The sequence below is a fragment of the Microbacterium sp. zg-B185 genome (genome assembly GCF_030246885.1).
GTDB lineage: Bacteria > Actinomycetota > Actinomycetes > Actinomycetales > Microbacteriaceae > Microbacterium.
The window spans coordinates 3,056,967-3,078,836 of sequence record NZ_CP126739.1 but is presented as its reverse complement, the minus strand read 5'-3'; the positions used below and the strand labels follow the sequence as shown (position 1 = coordinate 3,078,836).

The 21,870-nt window shown below is 70.0% G+C and carries 20 protein-coding genes; 7 read left to right on the top strand and 13 right to left on the bottom strand.

The genetic code is table 11. The features are described from left to right. Positions 1–969 (top strand): ABC transporter ATP-binding protein, encoded by a 969-nt coding sequence (locus tag QNO12_RS14625; RefSeq protein ID WP_257501424.1) that lies wholly within the window; start codon positions 1–3, stop codon positions 967–969. Then, entirely contained in the window at positions 956–1,837 is an 882-nt protein-coding gene (locus QNO12_RS14620; protein ID WP_257501425.1) for an ABC transporter permease, read from the top strand. The genes QNO12_RS14625 and QNO12_RS14620 overlap by 14 nt, the downstream gene beginning before the upstream one ends. Before the next feature lie 47 nt (positions 1,838–1,884). On the opposite strand, the gene QNO12_RS14615 is transcribed toward QNO12_RS14620, so the two are convergent. Continuing rightward, complete coding sequence (locus tag QNO12_RS14615) at positions 1,885–2,949, bottom strand: threonine aldolase family protein (RefSeq protein WP_257501426.1); 1,065 nt, start codon at positions 2,947–2,949, stop codon at positions 1,885–1,887. 308 nt (positions 2,950–3,257) lie between these two features. Between QNO12_RS14615 and QNO12_RS14610 the strand changes: the two genes are divergently transcribed. Further along, positions 3,258–4,580, top strand: a complete 1,323-nt coding sequence (locus tag QNO12_RS14610) for an MFS transporter (RefSeq protein WP_257501477.1) — start codon at positions 3,258–3,260, stop codon at positions 4,578–4,580. 13 nt (positions 4,581–4,593) lie between these two features. On the opposite strand, the gene QNO12_RS14605 is transcribed toward QNO12_RS14610, so the two are convergent. Beyond that, positions 4,594–5,271: an SDR family NAD(P)-dependent oxidoreductase gene (locus QNO12_RS14605; protein WP_257501427.1), complete on the bottom strand. Its 678-nt coding sequence runs from the start codon at positions 5,269–5,271 to the stop codon at positions 4,594–4,596. Positions 5,272–5,294: 23 nt separating this feature from the next. Further along, entirely contained in the window at positions 5,295–6,806 is a 1,512-nt protein-coding gene (locus QNO12_RS14600; protein ID WP_374761011.1) for a DUF6421 family protein, read from the bottom strand. Positions 6,807–6,878: 72 nt separating this feature from the next. Between QNO12_RS14600 and QNO12_RS14595 the strand changes: the two genes are divergently transcribed. Next, on the top strand, positions 6,879–7,322 hold the full coding sequence (locus QNO12_RS14595; protein ID WP_257501428.1) for an Lrp/AsnC family transcriptional regulator: 444 nt from the start codon (positions 6,879–6,881) through the stop codon (positions 7,320–7,322). A gap of 90 nt (positions 7,323–7,412) precedes the next feature. Here the strand turns inward: QNO12_RS14595 and QNO12_RS14590 are convergent, their stop codons facing one another. The 9 genes from QNO12_RS14590 to QNO12_RS14550 all read right to left on the bottom strand — a co-directional run bounded on the left by QNO12_RS14590 (position 7,413) and on the right by QNO12_RS14550 (position 17,837). Continuing rightward, the gene (locus QNO12_RS14590) at positions 7,413–8,945 is read right to left on the bottom strand and encodes a CoA-acylating methylmalonate-semialdehyde dehydrogenase (protein ID WP_257501429.1); all 1,533 of its coding nucleotides are present in this window, start codon (positions 8,943–8,945) and stop codon (positions 7,413–7,415) included. 101 nt (positions 8,946–9,046) lie between these two features. Continuing rightward, positions 9,047–10,369 (bottom strand): aspartate aminotransferase family protein, encoded by a 1,323-nt coding sequence (locus QNO12_RS14585; protein ID WP_257501430.1) that lies wholly within the window; start codon positions 10,367–10,369, stop codon positions 9,047–9,049. Between the two features lie 185 nt (positions 10,370–10,554). Next, the gene (locus QNO12_RS14580) at positions 10,555–11,721 is read right to left on the bottom strand and encodes an ABC transporter substrate-binding protein (RefSeq protein ID WP_257501431.1); all 1,167 of its coding nucleotides are present in this window, start codon (positions 11,719–11,721) and stop codon (positions 10,555–10,557) included. Between the two features lie 97 nt (positions 11,722–11,818). After that, positions 11,819–12,646 (bottom strand): ABC transporter permease, encoded by an 828-nt coding sequence (locus tag QNO12_RS14575; RefSeq protein ID WP_257501432.1) that lies wholly within the window; start codon positions 12,644–12,646, stop codon positions 11,819–11,821. Further along, positions 12,643–13,485: an ABC transporter ATP-binding protein gene (locus QNO12_RS14570; protein ID WP_257501433.1), complete on the bottom strand. Its 843-nt coding sequence runs from the start codon at positions 13,483–13,485 to the stop codon at positions 12,643–12,645. Before QNO12_RS14570 ends, QNO12_RS14575 begins: the two co-directional genes overlap by 4 nt. Continuing rightward, positions 13,485–14,426 carry an ABC transporter permease gene (locus QNO12_RS14565; RefSeq protein ID WP_257501434.1) on the bottom strand — a complete coding sequence of 314 codons (942 nt, stop codon included), beginning with the start codon at positions 14,424–14,426 and terminating at the stop codon, positions 13,485–13,487. The genes QNO12_RS14570 and QNO12_RS14565 overlap by 1 nt, the downstream gene beginning before the upstream one ends. Position 14,427: 1 nt before the next feature. Continuing rightward, on the bottom strand, positions 14,428–15,453 hold the full coding sequence (locus tag QNO12_RS14560; RefSeq protein ID WP_257501435.1) for a TIGR03842 family LLM class F420-dependent oxidoreductase: 1,026 nt from the start codon (positions 15,451–15,453) through the stop codon (positions 14,428–14,430). Between the two features lie 96 nt (positions 15,454–15,549). Beyond that, positions 15,550–16,986 carry a dihydropyrimidinase gene (hydA, locus tag QNO12_RS14555; protein WP_257501479.1) on the bottom strand — a complete coding sequence of 479 codons (1,437 nt, stop codon included), beginning with the start codon at positions 16,984–16,986 and terminating at the stop codon, positions 15,550–15,552. A 2-nt stretch (positions 16,987–16,988) separates the two neighbouring features. Next, complete coding sequence (locus tag QNO12_RS14550; RefSeq protein ID WP_257501436.1) at positions 16,989–17,837, bottom strand: nitrilase-related carbon-nitrogen hydrolase; 849 nt, start codon at positions 17,835–17,837, stop codon at positions 16,989–16,991. A gap of 224 nt (positions 17,838–18,061) precedes the next feature. On the opposite strand from QNO12_RS14550, the gene QNO12_RS14545 reads away from it, so the two are divergent. Both QNO12_RS14545 and QNO12_RS14540 read left to right on the top strand, forming a co-directional pair. After that, complete coding sequence (locus tag QNO12_RS14545; RefSeq protein WP_257501437.1) at positions 18,062–19,243, top strand: sensor histidine kinase; 1,182 nt, start codon at positions 18,062–18,064, stop codon at positions 19,241–19,243. A gap of 40 nt (positions 19,244–19,283) precedes the next feature. After that, positions 19,284–19,940 (top strand): response regulator, encoded by a 657-nt coding sequence (locus tag QNO12_RS14540; protein WP_257501438.1) that lies wholly within the window; start codon positions 19,284–19,286, stop codon positions 19,938–19,940. Between the two features lie 3 nt (positions 19,941–19,943). Here QNO12_RS14540 and QNO12_RS14535 read toward each other — a convergent pair whose 3' ends face one another. Beyond that, the gene (locus tag QNO12_RS14535) at positions 19,944–20,630 is read right to left on the bottom strand and encodes a hemerythrin domain-containing protein (protein ID WP_257501439.1); all 687 of its coding nucleotides are present in this window, start codon (positions 20,628–20,630) and stop codon (positions 19,944–19,946) included. A gap of 175 nt (positions 20,631–20,805) precedes the next feature. Here QNO12_RS14535 and QNO12_RS14530 point away from each other — a divergent pair, with 175 nt between their 5' ends. Next, on the top strand, positions 20,806–21,861 hold the full coding sequence (locus QNO12_RS14530; protein WP_257501440.1) for a diacylglycerol/lipid kinase family protein: 1,056 nt from the start codon (positions 20,806–20,808) through the stop codon (positions 21,859–21,861). Positions 21,862–21,870 lie beyond the last annotated feature (9 nt).

Here is a 21,870-nt window from a genome sequence, read left to right as displayed (position 1 = left end):
GTGGCGAGCGCGAACCCCGCCGCCCAGCCGGCGATCGAGACGTCCGGCCTGACCAAGCGGTTCGGAGCGCAGACAGCCGTCGACGCGGTCGATCTGATCGTGCCGCGCGGCGCCGTCTTCGGCTTCCTGGGGCCGAACGGCTCGGGCAAGACCACCACGATCCGCATGCTGCTCGGTCTGCTGCGGGCCACCAGCGGCAACGCGCGTGTGCTGGGCTCGTCGATGCCACGGGCGCTGGATGACGTGCTCCCGCGCGTGGGCGCGCTCGTGGAGGGACCCGCGTTCTCGCCGTTCCTGACCGGTGAGCAGAATCTGCGGCGCTTCGATGCGGCCGACCGGCACTCGTCGCCGCGCACCCGGCCGGCCCGGGTGGCCGCCGCACTGGATCGGGTGGGGCTCTCGCACGCCGCGCGGAAGAAGGCCCACGCCTATTCCCTCGGCATGAAGCAGCGGCTGGGACTGGCCAACGCCCTGCTCATGCCGCGGGAGCTGCTCGTGCTGGACGAGCCCACCAACGGCCTGGACCCGCAGGGGACCCGCGAGGTGCGGGCGCTGATCCGCTCGTTCGCCGCGGAAGGCACCACCGTCTTCGTCTCCAGCCACCTCCTCGCCGAGGTCGAGCAGCTGTGCACGCACGTCGGCGTCATGAGCGCCGGGCGCCTGATCGCGCAGGGCACGCTGGAGGATTTCCGCCGCTCCGGCGGACCCGGCCGCGTGCACGTCCGCACGCCCGACCTGGAGCGAGCGCGCGGCGTGCTCGCCGGCCTCGGAGTGCAGACCGACCCGGCCGGATCGGCATCCGATCGCGAGCGTGTCTCCGGCACGATCCCCGACGGCGTGGAGCCGGAGGAGGTCGTCCGCGCCCTCGTCACGGCGGGCGTGCGCGTGCGGGGCTTCGAGGTCGCCGGTGCGAGCCTCGAGCAGCGTTTCGTGGAACTGACCGGCGAGGGATTCGATGTCCTCCCCTGAGCGGGCCGACGCGGGCGTGCGCGCGGGCGGGGTCGCTGCCCGGCGCCCGGTGGGGGGCACCCTGCAGCTGCTCGGGAACGAGATGGCCACCCAGTTCGGCCGCCGGCGCACGTGGGCGATGCTCGGTGCGCTCGCGCTGATCCCCGTTCTCGTCGCGGTCGCCATCCGTCTGGTGGGCGGCTCCCGACCGGGACGCGGGCCGGCGTTCCTCGATCAGATCGCCGGCAACGGCCTGTTCGTCGGACTTGCTGCGCTGACGGTGGCCATCCCGCTGTTCCTGCCGCTCACCGTCAGCATCGCCGCCGGCGACGCGATCGCCGGTGAGGCCGCTCACGGAACGCTGCGCTACCTCCTGGTCGCGCCGGCCGGGCGGGTGCGGCTGCTGGTCGTGAAGTATCTGTTCGCGGCGGCGTTCTGCGTCGCCGGCACGCTCACGCTCGTCGTCGTCGGCACGCTCGCCGGCTGGCTGCTGTTCCCGGTGGGACCGGTGACGCTGCTGTCCGGCGTGCAGGTCTCGGTCGTGGAGGGCGAGATCCGGCTGCTCGCGATCGCCGCGTACGCGTCCGTGTCGCTGCTCGGGCTGTCCGCGATCGGTCTGTTCTTCTCCACGCTGACCACCGTCCCGGTCGGGGCGATGGCGGCCACGGCGATCCTCGCGGTCACCGCGCAGATCGTCGGGGCGATCCCGCAGCTGGAGGCGCTGCATCCGCTGCTGTTCACCGACCGCTGGCTGGACTTCGCAGATCTGCTGCGCGCGCCGGTGGTGTGGGACTCGTTCGCGGCGAATGCTCTGCTGCAGGCCGGTTACGTGCTGGTCTTCGGTGCGGCCGCGATCGCACGGTTCGTCACCCGGGACGTGCTGTCCTGACGGTTCCCCGGCCTGCCGCGCGGGCGGTGTCGTGGGCCGAGAGGCGACTATCCGGCCAGGCGGGCCAGCTCGGCGACGAACGCGTCGACGTCGGCTTCGTCGGTGTCGAACGAGCACATCCAGCGCACTTCGCGCGTGGCCGCATCCCAGTCGTAGAAGCGGAACGCCTCGCGCAGCCGGTCGGCCACGCCGGCGGGGAGGGTCGCGAACACCCCGTTGGCCTGAGTCGGCTGGGTGAAGGCCACTCCGCGGAGGGAGCCGTCGGCCACCCCGGCCTCGACGGCGGCGCGCAGGCGAGCCGCCATGGCATTCGCGTGGGAGGCGTTGCGCAGCCAGAGGTCGCCCTCCAGCAGCGCGATCAGCTGAGCGGAGACGAACCGCATCTTCGAGGAGAGCTGCATGTTCAGTTTGCGCAGGAAGGTCAGACCGGCGGAGGCCTCGGGATCCAGGACGACGATCGCCTCGCCCAGCATCGCGCCGTTCTTCGTGCCGCCGAAGCTCAGGACGTCCACGCCCACGTCCCGCGTGAAGGCGCGCAACGGCAGGCCCAGCGAGGCTGCCGCGTTCGAGACGCGTGCGCCGTCCATGTGCAGTCGCATCCCCAGCGCGTGGGTGTGATCGGCGATCGCCCGCAGCTCGTCGACGGAGTACACCGTGCCCAGCTCGGTGGACTGGGTGACCGAGACCACCAGCGGCTGCGCGCGGTGCTCGTCGCCCCATCCCCACGCCTCACGGTCGATCAGCTCGGGAGTGAGCTTGCCGTCGTCCGTGGGGACGGTGAGGAGCTTGATGCCGGCGACCCGTTCCGGCGCACCCCCCTCGTCGACGTTGATGTGCGCGGTGGATGCCGCGATGACCGCGCCCCATCGCGGCAGCATCGACTGCAGGCCCACGACGTTCGCGCCGGTGCCGTTGAAGACGGGGAAGGCCTCGACGCCGTCGCCGAAGTGGTGGGTGAAGACCTGTTGCAGCCGCGCGGTGTATTCGTCCTCGCCGTAGGCGATCTGGTGGCCGTCGTTCGCAGCGGCGATGGCCGCGAGCACCTCGGGGTGGATGCCGGAGTAGTTGTCCGAGGCGAAGCCGCGCACGGCGGTGTCATGGAGCGGAGTCACATCCTCAAGCCTACGGCCGCCGTCACGTGCTGCCCCGTCGCGCAGGAAGGTGCTGACGGCGGCGTCGGCGGCATCCTCATGTCCCTCGGCGGACTGGACCAGTGCCTGGACAAGAGGGCTGCACTCGTAGGGGGCGATCGCACCCAGGTGCGGGGCGCGCGAGCGGGGTTCCGGATGTCCGGGGCCCTCGGTATCCTCGCGAAATGACCTCCCCAGGCGACTCGGGCGCGATGGCGGCCCCGGCGAGCGGCACCGCGGAGCAGGGCGGCACCGCGGAGTACCGCGGCACGACGGCGCCGCCCGGGGGCATGCGCACATTCATCCAGGTGCTGGTGAACACGGCGATCGCGAACATCACGACCAGCTTCCTGTGGTTCGCCCTCACGTTCTGGGTCTACATCGAGACGCAGTCGGTGCTGGCCACGGGCATCATCGGCGGCGCGTACATGCTGTTCGTCGCGATCTTCTCCATGGTGTTCGGCACGATCGTCGACCGGTATCGCAAGCATGTCGTGATGGTGCTCTCCAGCCTGGTCACGCTGGCCTCGTTCCTCATCGCCGGCGCGCTCTACCTCGCCCAGCCGGAATCGGCGCTCCTGGACATCGGCGGGCCGTGGTTCTGGCTGTTCTCGGGCATCATCCTGTTCGGCGGAGTGATCGAGAACATGCGCAACATCGCGCTGTCCACCACGGTCACGCTGCTGGTCCCGGTCGAGCGGCACGCCAACGCCAACGGCATGGTCGGCACCGTGCAGGGGATCGCCTTCACGGTCACGAGCGTGTTCAGCGGGTTGGCGATCGGCCTGCTCGGCATGGGCTGGACACTGGTCATCGCGATCGCCTTCACCCTGCTCGCGCTGCTTCACGTCGCTTTCCTGCGGATCCCCGAGGACAAGCCCGCTCGGGAGGGCGAGCGGCAGCCGGTCATGGACGTGCGGGGCAGCATCCGCGCCATCCGCTCTGCACCGGGCCTGTTCGCCCTGATCATCTTCGCCACCTTCAACAACCTCATCGGCGGTGTCTACATGGCGCTGATGGACCCGTACGGACTGACACTGTTCCCCGTCGAGTGGTGGGGCGTGGTGCTCGGGGTCGCCTCGACCGGATTCATCATCGGGGGGATCGTGATCTCCGCGCGGGGGCTCGGCCGCAACCCCATCCGCACGATGCTGCTCGTCGTCCTGGCGATGGGGGTGCTGGGCGCGATCTTCACGATCCGCGAGTGGTGGTGGCTGTACGCCGTGGGCATCTGGGTGTACATGGCGCTGGTGCCGGCGGTCGAGGCATCCGAGCAGACCGTCATCCAGAAGGTCGTGCCGTTCCGGACGCAGGGACGGGTCTTCGGCTTCGCGGCGGCGTTCGAGTCCGCCGCCGCTCCGATCACCGCGTTCCTGATCGCGCCGATCGCGCAGTTCTGGATCATCCCGTACATGAACTCGGATGCCGGCCTGCAGGCGTGGGGGTGGCTCCTCGGCGACGGGGAGGCGCGCGGAATCGCGCTGGTGTTCCTGGTCAGCGGCCTGGTGATGGTCGCCGTCGCGCTGCTCGCGTTCACGACCCGCAGCTACCGCACGCTGTCCAAGGAGTACGAGCGGGCGCCGGACCCGGTCCAGGCCGACCAGGTGTCCTGATCGCTCGATCCGCTCAGCTCTCGTCGGCGAGCGTGACGACGGTGTCGTTGACGGATGCCGCCTCGACACGCCACAGGCCGACCACGTGCTCGGCGAGCGCGTCCTCCCGGCCCTCCAGCACCTTCACCCGGAAGATCACCGCCGCAGCGGACAGGTCGTCACCGGCATCCCGCGCGCCCTTACTGAAGCCCTGTGCGACGGCACGGGTCCAAGCCTCGCTCGCGGCCTTGACGGCGGCGTAGTTCGCCCCGCCCGCCAGCGGCCGGGCCACCGCGGTCGAGGACACGATCGCGAGGCGTCCGGCCGCGGATGCGCGCAGATCCGCGTCGAAGGCGCGGCTCACGTGGCGCAGGGCCGTGAACGAGCGTTCCAGGAACCGGTAGTCCTCGTCGCTCTGGCCGGCCAGTCCGCCGCCGCCGCGCCAGCCCCCGACCAGGTGCACGACACCGTCCACGCGCCCGTCCGTGCGGTGCACCCCTTCGGCCAGCGCTCGGACCGCCGACTCGTCGGTGAGGTCGCAGGCGCGCACCGCGATGCCGGGCACCTCGCCGGCCAGCGCCTCGAGCTTTCCGGGATCCCGCCCCACCGCGACGACCCGGGCGCCGGCCGATGCCAGGGCGCGGGCGCAGACCAGTCCGCTCGTGCTGGTCGCACCCGCGATCAGCACGAGGCGTCCGCTGACATCAGGCATCATCCCCACCTTCCCCGGCGCCGCTACCCGGCGCGCGGAGCCTCCGGGTCATCGGCTCCGCCACGGATTCCGGCCGTGGAGTCGATCACCGGACGCATCTTCTTCTCCAGCGCTTCGAAGAACATCGACAGCGGGAACTCGTCGTCCAGCACCGCGTCCGTGTACGCCTTCGCCGGCCCGGCCAGCACCTCGTCGGGCAGACCGCGCGCCCACCGCGACGCGGGGCTGGGGGTGAGCGTGCCCCGCACCAGCTCATACGCGGCCAGCCAGTGCGCGGTCTTGGGCCGGTCGATCGAACGCCAGTACAGCTCGTCGATCGCGTCCCCGAGCGCCATGACCGCGGCGGGTACTCCGGACCACTCGAACGCGAGCGAGGTGTCGGTCCAGTGCAGGACGCCGCGCTGGTGCAGCCAGGCGAACAGCAGCTGACCGCCCACGGCGTCGTAGTTGCGCACGCGCGTTCCGGTGATCGCGAACCGGAAGATCCGGTCGAAGATCACCGCGTACTGCACCAGCCGCGCGTGCTCGAGCATCTCGGACTCCGCCGGCGACAGCGCCGCACCCGATCCGACGCGTTCGCTCAGACGCTTCTGGATGGCGACGACCTCCCGGAACGCGGTGAGGTCGCAGCGCAGTTCCTCGAGCGAGTACAGGAAGAACGGCATCCGCTGCTTGATCATGAACGGGTCGAAGGGCAGGTCGCCGCGCATGTGGGTGCGGTCGTGGATGATGTCCCACATCACGAACGTCTTCTCGGTCAGCGCCTGATCCTCCAGCATCCGCTCCGCCTCGGCAGGCAGATCGAGCTTGGTGATCCGGGATGCCGCGCGCACGACGCGACGGTAGCGTGCCGCTTCGCGGTCCTGGAAGATCGCGCCCCACGTGAACGTCGGAATCTCGCGCATCGCCACGGTCTCGGGGAACAGCACCGCCGAGTTCGTGTCGTATCCGGGCGTGAAATCCACCAGCCGCAGCGAGACGAACAGCCGGTTGCTGTACTCGGTCTCCAGCTGGGCGATGAACTCGGGCCAGATCACCTCGACGATCATCGCCTCGACGTGACGCCGCGACGAGCCGTTCTGCGTGTACATGGGGAACACGACCAGGTGACGGATGCCGTCCACGCGGTGTTCCTGCGGCTGGAACGCGATGAGCGAATCGTAGAAGTCGGGAACGCCGAAGCCCTCGTCGGCCCAGCGCCGGAAATCCGTCACCGATGCCGTCAGGTACGAGTGGTCGTGCGGGAATCGCGGCGTGAGGTCGACGATCGCGGCGATGATCGCCTCGACGTGGGCGCGGGCGGATGCGTGGTGCGCGGCATCCGGAACACAGCCGTCCCGGGCCTGCAGGGATTGCAGCGCCGTGGCCGACGCCTTCAGGCTCAGCCAGGCGGCCGAGCCCTCCACGTCGCCGGCCAGGTCGCGGTCGTCGGCGACGCGGTGGGCGGGCAGCCGGAAAGGCGCGTCCTCGAGGACCTCGGGTTCGCCGACGACGGCCTGGATCACACCGGTGTGGTGGGTCTGGCTGAGGGACACGGAAACCTCCGATCCGAGGAGAGGCGGAAACATTCCGGCAGATCGCGGGATGTGCCGATATTGTTTCATCCCATGACCGATCCTGTCGACTTGTTGATCCTCGCTGAGGTCTCACGGGACCCGCGGGCGACGCTCGCTCAGTTGTCCGAGCACGTCGGCCTGGGCGTGTCCGCGGTGCAGGCGCGGCTGCGGCGCCTGGAGAGCACCGGTGTCATCGTCGGGTACCGGGCGCTCCTGAACCCCGAGGCGGTCGGCAAATCCCTGTCGGCCTTCATCGAGATCACCCCGCTGGATCCGTCCCAGCCGGACAACGCGCCCGAGATGCTCGAGCACCTCGCCGCGATCGAGGCGTGCCATTCGATCGCGGGCGACGCGGCGTACCTGCTGTTCGTCCGGGTCGCGACGCCCCGGGATCTGGAGACCCTGATCCGCGACATCCGCCTGGCGGCATCGGTGAGCACACGCACGACCGTGGTCCTGCAGACGTTCTACGAGAACCGGCCGATCTCCCTCTAACCGCGAACAGGATGGGCGCCACGAGACGGAGGTCGCCGGACCCCGTCTCGTGACACCCATCCGGATTCGCGGGCAGCGCGGCGCGCGCGGTCAGTCGTGCTGAGGGAAGCCGAGGTTCAGGCCGCCGTGCGACGGGTCCAGCCACCGGCTCGTCACGGCCTTCTCCTGCGTGTAGAAGTCGAACCCGTGCGGGCCGTACGCCTTCGCGTCGCCGAACAGCGACGCCTTCCAGCCGCCGAACGAGTGGTAGGCGACCGGAACGGGGATCGGGACGTTGATGCCGATCATGCCGACGTGCACCTCGCGCTGGAAGCGGCGCGCGGCGCCGCCGTCGTTCGTGAAGATCGCCGTGCCGTTGCCGTACTGGCTGCCGTTGATGATGCCCAGGCCCTCTTCGTAGCCGTCGATGCGCACGACCGACAGCACCGGACCGAAGATCTCGTCCAGGTAGACCGACGAGTCGGTCGGCACGTTGTCGATCAGGGTCGGTCCGAGCCAGAAGCCGTCCGGGTCGCCGTCGGGCTCGACATCGCGCCCGTCCACGACCACCGACGCGCCGTCGGTGGTGGCGACGTCGATGTAGGAGGCGACCTTGTCGCGGTGCACCCCCGTGATCAGCGGTCCCATGTCGCATCCGCGAGTGCCGTCGCCGGTGCGCAGCGTGGCCATCCGCTCGGAGACCTTCGCGACGAACTCGTCGGCGATCGTGTCCACGGCCAGAACCACCGAGATCGCCATGCAGCGTTCACCGGCCGAGCCGAAGCCCGCGTTGACGGCGGCGTCCGCGGCCAGGTCGAGGTCGGCATCCGGCAGGACGAGCATGTGGTTCTTCGCGCCGCCCAGCGCCTGCACGCGCTTGCCGTGCCCGGTAGCGGTCTCGTAGACGTACTTCGCGATCGGCGTGGAGCCGACGAACGAGATCGCGCGCACATCCGGGTGCTCCAGCAGCGCGTCGACGGCCTCCTTGTCGCCGTGCACGACGTTCAGGACGCCGTCGGGCAGCCCTGCTTCCTTCAGCAGCGCGGCCATCCAGTTCGCGGCGCTCGGGTCCTTCTCCGAGGGCTTGAGGATCACGGCGTTGCCCGCGGCCAGGGCGACGGAGAAGAACCACAGCGGCACCATCGCCGGGAAGTTGAACGGGCTGATGATCCCGACGACCCCGATCGGCTGGCGCAGCGTGTAGACGTCGATGCCCGTCGAGACGTTCTCGGAATACGCGCCCTTGGTGAGGTGGCCCAGCCCGCACGCGAACTCCACGACCTCCATGCCGCGCGCGATCTCGCCGAGCGCGTCCGAGAGCACCTTGCCGTGCTCGGACGTGAGGATCTCAGCGAGCTCCTGCTTGCGTGCGTTCAGCAGCTCGCGGAACGCGAACAGCACAGTCTGCCGCTTGGAGATCGAGGCGTCGCGCCACTGCTCCCATGCCGCGGCCGCCGAGGCGACGGCATGGTCGACGTCCGCGGTCGAGGCCAGGCGCACCTCGCGCTGCGCCGTGCCCAACGCGGGGTTGAACACCGGTGCGGTGCGGCTGGAGGCGCCCGTCCACGTCTTTCCGTCGACCCAGTGGTCGAGGATCGTGGTGGCGGACCGCGTCGTCTGCTCGAGCGTCGTGGTGTCGGTCATGGTGTGTTCCTTCTCTTCCTGGCCCGATGGGCCACGGGTGCACGACCAGCGTAGGTCGCGGTCGGTGGTCTCGGTAGTTTCGCCCGCTCCGCGGGCGCGGGTCAGGCGCTCTCGAGGACGGTCAGCGCTTCATCGTAGATGGACATCGCCTGCCCGACCTCGTCGTCGGTCACCACGCACGGCGGCACGACGTGGATGCGGTTCTCGGCCGAGAACGGCAGCAGACCCCGCGACACCAGCTCCTTCTTCAGCCGCCCGATCACGTCGGCCCCGACCGGCTCGCGCGTCGCGCGGTCGGCCACCAGCTCGATCGCCCAGAACACGCCCTCGCCGCGGACCTCGCCGATGAGCGGATGCCGCTCCTGCAGCTGCGCGAGGGCCGGCCCGATCGCGTCCGCACCCACCCGCCGGGCGTTCTCGACGATGCCCTCGTCCTCCATCGCGTCGAGAGCTCCGATGATGGATGCCGCGGCGAGGGGGTGCCCGCTGTAAGTCAGCCCCCCGGGGAAGACCCGTTCATCGAAGGTCGCCGCGATCTCCGCCGAGATCGCGACGCCGCCGACCGGCACATACCCCGAGTTGACGCCCTTCGCGAAGGCGATCAGGTCGGGCACGACGTCGTGGCCCTGGAACGCGAACCACCGGCCGGTGCGCCCGAAGCCGGCCATCACCTCGTCCAGGATCAGCACGATCCCGTACTTGTCGGCGAGGGCGCGCACGCCGGCCAGGTAGCCCGGCGGCGGGATCAGGATGCCCGCGGTGCCGGGCACGGATTCCAGCAGGATGGCGGCGATCCCGGCCGCGCCCTCGGACTGGATCACCCGCTCGAGGTGGTGCAGGGCGCGCACGCTCTCCTGCTCGGGGCTGTCGGACCAGAACTCGCTCCGGTACAGGTACGGCCCGAAGAAGTGGACGTGGCCGCGCGCGTACTCGTTGGGGATGCGACGCCAGTCGCCGGTCGAGACGATCGCCGCCCCGGTGTTGCCGTGGTAGGACCGGTAGGTGGACAGCACCTTGTCGCGACCGGTGTGCAGCCTGGCCATCCGGATCGCGTTCTCGATCGCGTCCGCACCGCCGTTGGTGAAGAAGACCTTCGAGAAGGGCGCACCGGCGCGCGCCAGGATGCGCTGAGCGGCCTGGCCGCGGGTGAGGTTGGCGGTGGCCGGCCCGATCGTGGACAGGACAGCCGCCTGCTCCTGGATGGCCCGGACCACCGCCGGATGCTGGTGCCCGATGTTGACGTTGACCAGCTGGCTGGAGAAGTCCAGGTACCGGTTGCCGGCGTGGTCCCACACGACAGTTCCCTCGCCGCCGGCGATGACCATCGGGTCGAGGGCGGCCTGGGCCGACCAGGAGTGGAAGACGTGCTCGCGGTCAAGACGCTTGGTCGTCTCGTCCAGGTCGGTGGCGGATGTCGTCGTCATCGTCGTGTCCTTCGTTCTACCGGTGATCTTCCCGGTTCCCGCGATGCGGGTCCTCTTCCGGTCTGCGGGTCGGGGGTGCGCCGGCCTGCCGCTAGGCTCCTCGCTCGGCGGGCGGATGGCAACTCGGATGCCGGCCGTCGGGCGCAGCGCACGCGCCCAGCGGCCGGCATCCGGCTTCGGTCGGGCTAGTTGCCGCCCGCCTGCAGCTCGACCTCGATGGGCGTGAAACCTTCGCCGGTCAAGTCGATGCCGCCTTCGGCCTCGAGCTCATCCAGCGCCTTCTGGATGTACTCGTTGCTCCACGCGCTGGCAGGCGGCTCCTTGGTGATCAGGTGCGCGCCGGTCTCGTTGACGGCGGCGAGGGCTCCCTCCACGGTCTGCGTCCACGCGGACTCGTCGATGATGCCGATGCCCTCGGCGGCCGGCCAGATGAGCTTGTTCGTCTCGTTCATCATCCACAGCTCGTGGCTCGGGCCCCAGGCCGAGCCCGAGGCGATCGTGATCGCCGCGGCCTCTTCGGCGTTGTCGCGCGCGTACACCCAGCCCTTGATCACGGCCTTGAGGAACTTCACGGCCGTGTCGGCGTACTCCTGGTCCGATTCGAGCCGTTCGGTGTCGGCCCAGATGGCGTCCTGCAGCATCGCGCCCACGGTGTCCTGGTAGCTGATGACGTTGAAGTCATCCGGCTGGTACAGCTCGCCGGTCTCCGGGTCCTCCGTCTCGAGCAGCTGCGCGTACTCGTTGTAGGTCATCGCCTGCGCCGCGTCGATGTCGTTCTGCAGGAACGCGTTCATGTTGAAGTCCTGCGTGATGATCTCGACGGTGCTCGCGTCCAGTCCCTCCGCTGCCATGGCTGCGAAGATCTCCCACTCGTTGCCGAAGCCCCACGATCCGATCTTCTTGCCCTCGAAGTCGGCCACCGAGTCGATGCCCGAGTCCGCCCAGGACACCTGGAGCGTGCCGGAGCGCTGGAAGATCTGTGCGATGTCGGTGAGGTTGGCGCCGGCCTCGATCGATCCGAGCACCTTCGGCACCCACGCGATGGCGAAGTCGACGTCGCCGTTGGCGAGGGCGTCCTGCGGGACGATGTCGCCGCCGGAGGGGATGATCTCCACCTCGAGGCCCTCGTCCTTGAAGAAGCCCTGGTCGGCGGCGGCGAAGTAGCCGGCGAACTGAGCCTGCGGCAGCCACTGGAGCTGAAGCTTGACCTGGGTGAGCTCTCCGCCGTCGTCGGAGGTCGGCGACGTGCCGCCCCCGCCCGAGCACGCGGTCAGGATGAGTGCGGCCGACAGGGCGAACGCGCCCGCGGTTGCTGCGCGCCTGGTGAGGCCGCGACGTGTGCTGTGTCTCATGTCGTTCCTTTCGGGTTCTCTTGGGAGGTGCTGCGGTGGTGCGGAACCGACCTCGCCGGGCGAGGACGACGGGGCGCGGCATCCCGCGGACGGTGCGTCATCGGACTCCTCCGACGGGGATGCGGCGCAGCACGATGCGCTCGGCGAGCGCGGTTGCCAGGTAGAAGAACAGACCGACCACGATCGCTGCCACCACGTACGCCCAGGCCCGCGCGTACGCGCTGGTGGCCGCCGAGGTGGAGATCGCACTGCCCAGCCCGCCGCGCGGGCCGCCGAAGTACTCCGCGACCAGCGCGGAGATCACCGCGAGCGAGCTGGCGATCCGGACGCCGGTGAGCAGGTACGGCAGCGCGGTCGGGAGGGTGACGGTGCGGAACGCCTGCGCGCCGGTGGCGGCGTAGCTGCGCATCAGGTCGCGGTGCACGGGCCGGGTCTGGCGCAGTCCGCGGAGGGTGTTCAAGAAGACCGGGACGAACGATGCCAGAGCCGCGATGGCCTGCCGACCGAACTGGCTGTCGGCACCGAACATCGAGTTCAGCACTGGTGCGAGCGCCACGATGGGCACCACCGCCAGGGATGCCACGATCGGCGCGGACATCCCGTCGACGGCCCGCCAGCGGGATGCGAGGGCGGCGAGCAGGATCGCCAGGACCGTCCCGACCACCAGGCCGAGCAGCGCGTTCGTCCCGGTGATCAGCGCCGCCTGCCAGATGGCGCCGCCGAACTCGGCGAACTGCTGGGCGATCGCGGCCGGGCTGGGCAGCAGGTAGTCGGAGACCCCGACGACGCTGACCAGGAACTGCCAGGTGACCAATCCGATCAGCCCGACCGTGATGGGGGCGATCACCCGCAGGCGGCGCTCGGTCGCCGTGCTCCAGCCCGCCGGGCTCTGCCGGGTGGGCTGCGGCTGACGCACGGTGGTCATCGCTGCTCCCGGCCGCCGGTGGGCACCGAGGTGCCGTGCAGGGCTTCGCGTACCGCCGTCACCCGGGAGAAGAACGCGGGCGACTCGCGCAACGACTCGTCGCGCGCGGCATCCTTGCCGAATCCGGTCTCGATGATGTGCGTGATCCGGCCGGGACGGGGGGACATCACCACGACACGGTCGGAGAGGAAGACCGCCTCGGGGATGGAGTGCGTCACGAACACGACGGCCGCTCCGGTCTCGGCGGCGATGCGCGACAGTTCGGTCTGCATGTGCTCGCGGGTCATCTCATCCAGCGCCCCGAACGGCTCGTCCATCAGCAGCAGCTTCGGCCGCGCGGCGAGCGATCGCGCGATCGCCACCCGCTGCTGCATGCCGCCGGAGAGCTGGTCGGGATGCCGGTCGGCGAAGTCGGTCAGCCCCACTAGCTCGGCAAGCTCCGCCACGCGGGCCTTGCGCTCCGCGGCGCCGACGCCGTGCAGCTCGAGCGGGAGCGAGATGTTGGCCGCCACCGTCCGCCAGGGCAGCAGGCCGGCCTGCTGGAACGCGATGCCGTAGTCCTGATCCCGGCGTGCCCGGTTCGCGGGCTTGCCGAAGACCTCGATCGTGCCGGCCGTGGGCGGATCGAGGTCGGCGATCAGGCGCAGCAGTGTGGACTTGCCGCATCCGGAGGGGCCGATCAGCGCCACGAACTCGCCGTCCGCGACGGTCAGGTCGATGCCCTGCAGCGCGCTGACGTCGCCGGTCTTGGTGGCGAACGTCTTGGCGACGTCGCGGACGACGACGGAGTCGCTGCCGGGGGCGTCGTTCGAGCCGTGCTGCGCGTGTCCAACGGCCATCAGGTCGCTTCTCCTCGTCGGTAGTCCTTCAACAGCAGTCCGAGCATCGCCACCGCACCGGCCGCGACGAGCCCGAGGGCGATGGAACCGAAGATCGGCCCCCACGCCTTGGACGGGTCTCCGGAGGCCTGGCCGGCGAACTGGATCAGCAGCCGCCCGATCCCGCCCTGCAGGCCGGTGGAGACCTCCGCGACGACCGCGCCGATCACGGCGTTGGCGGCGCCCAGGCGGAGGGCGGGCAGCAGGTAGGGGACGGATGCCGGCAGCCGTAGTCGCAGCAGCGTCTGCCAGTAGCCGGCGGCGTAGGTGCGCATCAGCTCGGTGTGGATGCGGTCGGGTGACTGCAGTCCGCGCAGCGCGCCGACCGCGACCGGGAAGAAGGCCAGGTATGACGCGATCAGCGCGACGGACATCCAGTCCTGCCATTCGATCGGGCCGATCTGCACCCGCGAGCCCCAGCTCTTCACGATCGGCGCGAACGCGATCAGCGGCACGGTCTGGCTGAGGATGATCCACGGCAGCAGGCCCCACTCCACCAGGCGCCAGCGCTGCATGACCAGAGCCAGACCGATGCCCACGACGACCCCGACGACCCAGCCGACCGCCGCGATTCCCAGGGTGGTCAGCGCGGCGATCGCGATGACGCCCCACAGCGGCGGCGAGCCCTCCGCGCGGGTGACCGGCGCGATCAGACGCGCGATCATGTCCCAGATGTGCGGCATGGCCAGATCCGTGGTGCGGGGGAGCACCCGCATGCCGAACAGCACCACGCCATCCGCCGGCCCCAGCAGCTTGTAGAGCTCCCAGACGACGGCGACGAACAGGATCCCGACGGCGCCCCAGCCCCACGCGGACAGCGCGCGCGCTCGACCGGTGCGCGCCGCACGCGCCGGCGTCGGCGGCACCGGCTGTTCGCGGAGGGGCTCGAGGGTCGTGGTCATGTCACTGCTTGGCGATCAGGTGCTCGGACAGAGCCGGGATGACGGTCTCGCCGTAGACGCGGAGCGTCTCCTCCTTGTTGTCGTGCTGCAGGTAGCCCGCGAACTGCGTCACTCCGATCGCTCGCAGCGCCTCGAGCTTGGCGATGTGCTCCTCGGCCGTGCCGAGGATGCAGAAGCGGTCGATGATCTCGTCCGGCACGAAGTCGACGTGGTCGTTGTCCGCCTTGCCGTGGGTGTTGTAGTCGTAGCCGACGCGTCCCTCGATGTAGTCGATCAGCTCGGCCGGCACGCCGCTCTCGTCGGCGTGGTGACCGTACTTGGCGACGATGTCGGCAACGTGGTTGCCGACCATCCCGCCGAACCACCGGCACTGATCGCGCATGTACGGCCGGTCCTGGCCGATGTACATCGGGGCGGCGACGCAGAACGCGATCGAGTCGGGGTCGCGGCCGACATTGGCCGCGGCATCCCGGACCGTCTTGATCATCCATGCCGCGACGTCCAGGTCGGCGAGCTGCAGGATGAAGCCGTCGCCGACCTCGCCGGTCAGGGTGAGGGCGAGCGGGCCGTACGCCGCGACCCACACGTCCAGCGTGGAGCCGTGGCTCCACGGGAACCGCAGCGTCGAGCCGTTGTACTCGACCGCCCGCGAGTTGCCGAGCTCGCGGATCACGTGGATCGATTCGCGCAGCTCGCGCATCGACACCGGCTTGCCGTTGGTGACGCGCACCGCCGAGTCGCCGCGCCCGATGCCGCAGATGGTGCGGTTGCCGTACATCTCGTTCAGGGTGGCGAAGACGGATGCCGTGACCGTCCAGTCGCGCGTGGCGGGATTGGTCACGAACGGTCCGACGGTGACCCGTTTGGTCTCGGCGAGGATCGCCGAGTGGATGACGTACGGCTCCTCCCACAGCAGGTGCGAGTCGAAGGTCCACACGTGGCTGAACCCGTGCGCCTCGGCCAGCTTGGCGAGCTGGATGGTGCGGGCCGCGGGCGGGTTGGTCTGCAGAACGACGCCGAAGTCCATGTCAGTGGTTCCTGTCAGTTGATCAGAGCGTGTCCCACTTGGTGTTGCCTGAGGAGGTCTTAGCCGACCAGAAGTGGGACATGAAAGGGGTGCGGATCAGGTCAGGTACTGGCTGAGACCCCGCTTGAGGAATCGCCCGTCTCCCTTGGCTCCGATGTACTCGTTGCCGTCCACGACGACCTTGCCCCGGGACAGGACGGTGTCGACGTGGCCGTCGATCTCGAACCCCTCCCACGCGGAGTGGTCCATGTTCATGTGGTGGGTCTTGTCCACCCCGATCGAGGTGTGCCCGTTCGGGTCGTAGATCACGATGTCGGCGTCGGCGCCGGGTTGGAGCACACCCTTGCGGCCGTGCAGGCCGAACATGCGCGCCGGCGTGGTCGAGGTCAGCTCCACCCACCGTTCCAAAGTGATCTGGCCGGTCACGACGCCCTGGTACATCAGGTCCATCCGGTGCTCGACGGACCCGATGCCGTTCGGGATCGCGCGGAAGTCGTTCCGCCCGAGCTCCTTCTGGTCCTTCATGCAGAACGGGCAGTGGTCGGTGGAGACCATCTGCAGGTCGTTCGTGCGCAGGGCCTGCCACATGTGATCCTGGTGGCCTTCGGCGCGGGAGCGCAGCGGCGTCGAGCACACCCACTTCGCGCCCTCGAACCGCCCCCACTCCGGGCTGGACGCGCCCAGCTGCTCCTCGAGGGAGAGGTACAGGTACTGCGGGCACGTCTCGCCGAACACGTTCTGTCCGCGATCGCGCGCAGTGGCGATCTGGGCGACGGCCTGCTTGGCGCTCACGTGCACCACGTACAGCGGTGCGCCGGTGAGGTTCGCGATCATGATCGAGCGGTGCGTGGCCTCCTCCTCCATCTGCCACGCGCGGGCGATGCCGTGGAAGTACGGGTCGGTCTTGCCCTCGGCGACCAGCTGCGCGGCGAGCACGTCGATCACCGGTCCGTTCTCGGCGTGCATCATGGTCAGCAGCCCGGTCTCGCGCGAGACCTGCATCGCGCGCAGCACCTGCGCGTCATCCGAATAGAACACGCCCGGGTAGGCCATGAACAGCTTGAAGCTGGTGATGCCCTCGTCGATCAGACCCGGCATCGCGGCGAGGGCGTCCTCGTCCACGCCGCCGATGATCTGGTGGAACCCGTAGTCGATGGCGCAGTTGCCTGCGGCCTTCGCGTGCCACGCGGCCAGGCCGTCCTGGATGCGCTCGCCGTAGCGCTGCACCGCGAAGTCGATGATGCTCGTGGTCCCGCCCCACGCGGCCGCCCGGGTGCCGGTCTCGAACGTGTCGATCGCGGCGGTGCCGCCGAACGGCAGCTCCATGTGCGTGTGCGCGTCGATGCCGCCGGGGATCACGTACTTGCCGGTGGCGTCCAGGACGGTATCCACGGATGCCGCGACATCCGTCCCGAGCAGCTCGGAGCCGGGACGCAGGAGGGCGACGATCGTCTCGCCGTCGATGAGGACGTCGGCCTGGGACCGCCCGGTCGCCGAGACCACGGTCCCGCCGGTGATCAGTGTGGTTCCCACGGTCACGGCTTCGCGATCATCGTGTACGAGTCGGGCCGGCGGTCCCGGTAGAACTGCCAGTCGTCGCGCATCTCCTGGACCATGTTCAGTTCGAGGTCGCGGATGAGGACCTCTTCGGAGGTTCCCGAGCCGCGTTCGCCGATGAAATCGCCGCGCGGGTCGATCGCCTGGCTGGTGCCGTAGAAGTCGACCGCGAGCTCGCCGTACTCGTTGTCCTCGCGTCCCACCCGGTTCGGCTGTAGGACGAAGTAGCCGTTCGCGACGGCCGCGGCCGGTCCCTCCACCTCCCAGAGCCGGTTGGACAGCCCCGGCTTGGTGGCGTTGGGGTTGAAGACCATGTGCGCGCCGTTCAGACCGAGCTCGCGCCAGCCTTCGGGGAAGTGGCGGTCGTAGCAGATGTAGACGCCGACCTTGCCGACCGCGGTGTCGAACACGGGATACCCGAGATTGCCGGGACGGAAGTAGAACTTCTCCCAGAAGCGGTCCAGATGAGGCAGGTGGTGCTTGCGGTACTTGCCGAGGATCGTGCCGTCGGCATCGACGACGACCGCGGTGTTGTAGTACACGCCGGTGATGTCCTCCTCGTAGATCGGGAGGATCATGACCATGTTCAGCTCGGCGGCCAGGGCGGCGAACCGCTGCACGATCGGCCCGTCCGCGGGCTCGGCGTAGCGGTAGTACTTCTTGTCCTCGGTGATCCCGAAGTAGGGCCCGTAGAACAGCTCCTGGAAGCAGATGACCTGCGCCCCCTGGGCTGCGGCCTCCCGCGCGAACTGCTCGTGCTTGTCGAGCATCGACTCCTTGTCGCCCGTCCAGGTGGTCTGGGTGATCGCCGCGCGTACCGTCGTCATGCCGGTCTCCGTCCGTCCGTGACTGATTCACTTCGCACTGATGCCCTCGGGTCCGGTTCGGGTGCCGGTGGGATCTGCCCGCTGTTCGATCTTGGTGCCCGCACATTTCCCGTCGGTTTCAGCCTGTGTCCGGACAGTAAAGCCTGTGGACGATCCCGGCAAGGGTTTTGCGGATACATCTGCAGGCGGATGCCGCGGCACTGCGTCTCCCGTAGCGTGAAACCGTGTTCCGCCCGCTCAAGACATATCAGGTCGTGGTCGATCTCGTCGTCTCAGCGGCGTTTCTGTCCGTCGCGTTGCCGGTGGAGATCGTCTTGGCCCTCGGATCGGGCACCGCGCCGGAGAACGCGGCCGTGCTCGTGTCCGGGGCCGTGGCGATCGGTCTGATCTTCAGCGCAGCCCTCGCCGTCCGTCGCTGGTCGCCGGCCCTCGCCCTCGGGCTGGCGTGGGCGGGCGCGGTGGTGCAGATGTCCCTGGCCCGGCCGCCGTCGGTGGCGGATGTGGCCATCTTCGGCGTCCTGTACGCCACCGCGGCATACGGCACGCAGCGGGTGTACTGGGCCGGTTTCGCGTCGGCGCTGTCCGGTGCCCTGGTCATCACGGTGTATCTGTTCGCGTCCGCCCTGAGTACAGAGGGCCTGTCGGTGCGCACGATCTCGGCGGCGGTCGCGGTGCTGGTCGCCGCCGCTTTCGCGCTGCTGCTGGCCTGGACGGTGGGCGCGCTGGTGCGCATGGCCATCCGTGCCCGCGAGAATCGCGTCGCGCAGGAGCGGGCCGAGGCGGAGGCCGCCGTCGAACAGGAGCGGCTGCAGATCGCGCGCGACATGCACGACGTGGTCGCGCACTCGCTCGCCGTGGTGATCGCCCAGGCCGACGGGGCGCGCTACGCGGCGCCAGCGGATCCTACGGCGGCCACCCAAGCGCTGGGCACCATATCGACGACCGCTCGCGCGGCGCTGGCGGATGTGCGGCTGCTGCTGACCCGGCTGCGGCACAGCGAGACCGGCGGGCCGCAGCCGACCCTCGCCGACCTCGAGGAACTGTATGCCCAGGTCCGGGCGACGGGCGTCACGCTGCGCGTGGAGGTCGATCCCGCACCGGTGGAGCAGCCGTCCGCGGCGGTGCAGCTGGCGGTGTATCGGATCCTGCAGGAAGCCCTGACCAACGGGCTGCGGCACGGCGGCGGGAGCCCGGTGGATGTCACGCTGGGATGGCACCCCGACCATGTCGCCCTCGAGGTGCGCAACCGGCTCAAGACGGGAGAGCGGCCGAAGGAGTCCGGGCACGGGCTGATCGGTATGGGCGAGCGTGCGAGTCTGGTCGGAGGCCGGCTGAACGCCGCCGACCGGGACGGCTGGTTCGTCGTCGAGGCCACCCTGCCGATCCGGGCCGGTGCGGCCCGATGAGGACCGCGTCGATGGGGCGATGCCGAGCGAGGGGAGAGCGATGACGCCGATCACGGTGGTCCTGGTGGATGATCAGGCGCTGTTCCGCGCCGGCATCCGCATGCTGGTGGACTCGCAACCGGACCTGGAGGTGGTCGGCGAAGCGGCCAACGGACGTGAGGCGCTCGCTGTCGTGCGCGCCACCCGGCCGGATGTCGTGCTGATGGATATCCGGATGCCGGTCATGGACGGTCTGGAGGCGACTGCCGAGCTGCTGCGCGACGACTCGTTCGGCGCCGCGGCGCCCCGAGTGGTGATGCTGACCACGTTCGATTTGGATGAGGCCGCGGCGCGCGCGATCCGTCAGGGTGCCAGCGGCTTCCTGCTCAAGGATGCCGACCCCGAGTTCCTCCTCGCCGCGATCCGCACGGTGCACTCCGGATCGGCCGTGATCGCGGCATCCGCCACCCGCGAGCTGTTCGCCCACTTCGCCAGCGCCGCGCCCCGGCCCGTTCCGCAGGCCTACGCCACCCTGACCGACCGGGAGCGCGAGATCTTCGCCCTCGCCGCGCGTGGGCTCTCCAACGCCGAGATCGCCGGCCGCGAGTTCCTGTCCGAGGCCACCGTCAAGACGCACATCAGCCGCATCCTCGCCAAGCTCGCGCTGCGCGACCGCGTGCAGCTGGTCGTCTTCGCCTTCGAGCACGGGCTGGCGTAGCAGTCAGCGCCCCTCCAGCCGTGCTCGGTGCTGCGCGTACCTGCGTCTGCCGATCCACCGCCACGCCAGCCGGGCCGGCGGCGGCATGTGCGTGTGCAGCCACTCGTCGCCGCCGTCGGGCTGCGATGCGAGGATCTCCCCGAGCTGCTGCCAGGTCTGCCCCTTGGGGATCGACCGGCGCCCGTGGTCGGAGAACCACTGCACCTCCGCTTCGGTGATCGTGTGCTCCATCACCGGCACGATGTTCGCCTCCTCGTCGGGGAGGTGCACGGCGATCGCGGCGTTGACCCCCTGGAGCGCGGCCAGCACGGGCTCGGCATCCGCTCTCCCGGCCGATGTCCGCCACGCGGGCAGCGATCCGTCCAGAGCCCTCAGGTGTTCCAGAAGCGCAGCGTGCTGCGCCTTCATCCGCTCCACGTGCACGGCGCACGAGGGTGCGCGCTCATCGAGCGCGTCCCAGAGCCTGGCGTCCTCTCCTTCGTGGTGGGCATGCAGACCCAGCGACAGCGTCTCCAGCTGCGTGGCCACAGCCGCGGCGTGGCCGGTGTCGCCATCGGCGACGAGCCGCACCAGCGCGGGCCCCTCGCCGAAACCGCGCCGGAACATCCGATGGATGTCGATCATCCCGCTCGCATCGCACGTCTTCGGAGCCGGTACGTCGCCGCTGGGCGGCAGGGGGGTCGCGGACATCGCGCCTCCTGTCTCTGTGGTTGTCTCTCGGTGTCGCTGGCGACGATAGACCCGCCGAGCCGACACGCGGAAGACCCCGGGGCGCGTTCGGTTCGGCGGGCGCCCCGGGGCGCGTTCGGTTCGGGTTCGCTTCGCTTCCGGTTGCCTGCCGCCGTACTGAAGTAGCCTCGGCACCATGCCGACGACCGACCCGCTCTCCGCCGACACGACGGACGGCGACCAAGAGGTCCCGGACGTCGTCGAGCGCATCGCACTGCCGGCATCGCCCGACGGCGCGGGTGTGCTCATCGTGATGAACAAGGATGCCGGGACCGCCGTGGTGCGCGCCGACCCGCGGCCCCTGATCGCGGAGCGACTGCCGCGAGCCGTCGTGCGCGAACTCGAGCAGGACGAGACGGTGGCCGACGCTGTGGCGGAGGCGATGGCGGGGCAGGATCCGCCGCGCGTGATCGGCGCGTACGGCGGCGACGGGACCATCGCGCAGACGGCGCACGTCGCGCTCGAGCGGGACCTTCCGGTCCTCGCGCTTCCCGGGGGGACCTTCAACCACTTCGCCCGCGCAGCGGGAATCGACAGCGTCGAGATCGCCATCGATGCGCTGCAGGCCGGTGAGGGCGTGGCGGCGACCGTGGGCGAGCTGGCCGCCGGTGGCCGCACGTCGACCGTTCTGAACGCGGCATCCATCGGCATCTATCCGGACTTCGTCGCCGAGCGCAGCCGCCGGAGGCGACGCCTGGGCAAGTGGGTCGCGGGTGCCGTCGCGATCTGGCGCGAACTGCGGCGCGGCGAGGCGATCGACATCGTCATCGCCGGCAAACGGGCCCGCGTCTGGTCGGTCTTCGCCAGCATCGGACGCAACACCCCCGGGCAGGTCGCGACGATGCAGCGGCGCACGCTGTCGGACGACGTCCTGGACGTGCGGGTGCTGCACGCCCGCGGATCGCGCGTGCAGGCCGTCGCGGCGCTCTCGTTCGGCCGGCGGACGCGGGCCGTGCTGCGTGCGCTGCGCCTGCTGCCACCGGCATCCGACATCGAGCACATCACCGCCACCGAGATCACCGTCTCGGTGCAGGCGCGCGCCGGTTCGGCGACGTTCTACGTGCACGACGGCGAGCTGGAACGGCGCCCCGCCGTCGGTCCCGATGGTCGCTACACGCTGAGCTGCCGGATCCTTCCGCGAGCGCTGCGGGTGTACGCCCCGCGGGAGGTTCCGCCGCCCGAACACGGGTGACCGCACGGG

What these genes read in the sequence shown, in the direction of transcription:
- QNO12_RS14620 (WP_257501425.1), top strand. Translation starts at nt 956, where the DNA reads ATGTCCTCCCCTGAGCGGGCCGACGCGGGCGTGCGCGCGGGCGGGGTC.
- QNO12_RS14610 (WP_257501477.1), top strand. Translation starts at nt 3,258, where the DNA reads ATGCGCACATTCATCCAGGTGCTGGTGAACACGGCGATCGCGAACATC.
- QNO12_RS14605 (WP_257501427.1), bottom strand. Translation starts at nt 5,271, where the DNA reads ATGCCTGATGTCAGCGGACGCCTCGTGCTGATCGCGGGTGCGACCAGC.
- QNO12_RS14595 (WP_257501428.1), top strand. Translation starts at nt 6,879, where the DNA reads ATGACCGATCCTGTCGACTTGTTGATCCTCGCTGAGGTCTCACGGGAC.
- QNO12_RS14590 (WP_257501429.1), bottom strand. Translation starts at nt 8,945, where the DNA reads ATGACCGACACCACGACGCTCGAGCAGACGACGCGGTCCGCCACCACG.
- QNO12_RS14585 (WP_257501430.1), bottom strand. Translation starts at nt 10,369, where the DNA reads ATGACGACGACATCCGCCACCGACCTGGACGAGACGACCAAGCGTCTT.
- QNO12_RS14580 (WP_257501431.1), bottom strand. Translation starts at nt 11,721, where the DNA reads ATGAGACACAGCACACGTCGCGGCCTCACCAGGCGCGCAGCAACCGCG.
- QNO12_RS14575 (WP_257501432.1), bottom strand. Translation starts at nt 12,646, where the DNA reads ATGACCACCGTGCGTCAGCCGCAGCCCACCCGGCAGAGCCCGGCGGGC.
- QNO12_RS14570 (WP_257501433.1), bottom strand. Translation starts at nt 13,485, where the DNA reads ATGGCCGTTGGACACGCGCAGCACGGCTCGAACGACGCCCCCGGCAGC.
- QNO12_RS14565 (WP_257501434.1), bottom strand. Translation starts at nt 14,426, where the DNA reads ATGACCACGACCCTCGAGCCCCTCCGCGAACAGCCGGTGCCGCCGACG.
- QNO12_RS14560 (WP_257501435.1), bottom strand. Translation starts at nt 15,453, where the DNA reads ATGGACTTCGGCGTCGTTCTGCAGACCAACCCGCCCGCGGCCCGCACC.
- QNO12_RS14550 (WP_257501436.1), bottom strand. Translation starts at nt 17,837, where the DNA reads ATGACGACGGTACGCGCGGCGATCACCCAGACCACCTGGACGGGCGAC.
- QNO12_RS14540 (WP_257501438.1), top strand. Translation starts at nt 19,284, where the DNA reads ATGACGCCGATCACGGTGGTCCTGGTGGATGATCAGGCGCTGTTCCGC.
- QNO12_RS14535 (WP_257501439.1), bottom strand. Translation starts at nt 20,630, where the DNA reads ATGTCCGCGACCCCCCTGCCGCCCAGCGGCGACGTACCGGCTCCGAAG.
- QNO12_RS14530 (WP_257501440.1), top strand. Translation starts at nt 20,806, where the DNA reads ATGCCGACGACCGACCCGCTCTCCGCCGACACGACGGACGGCGACCAA.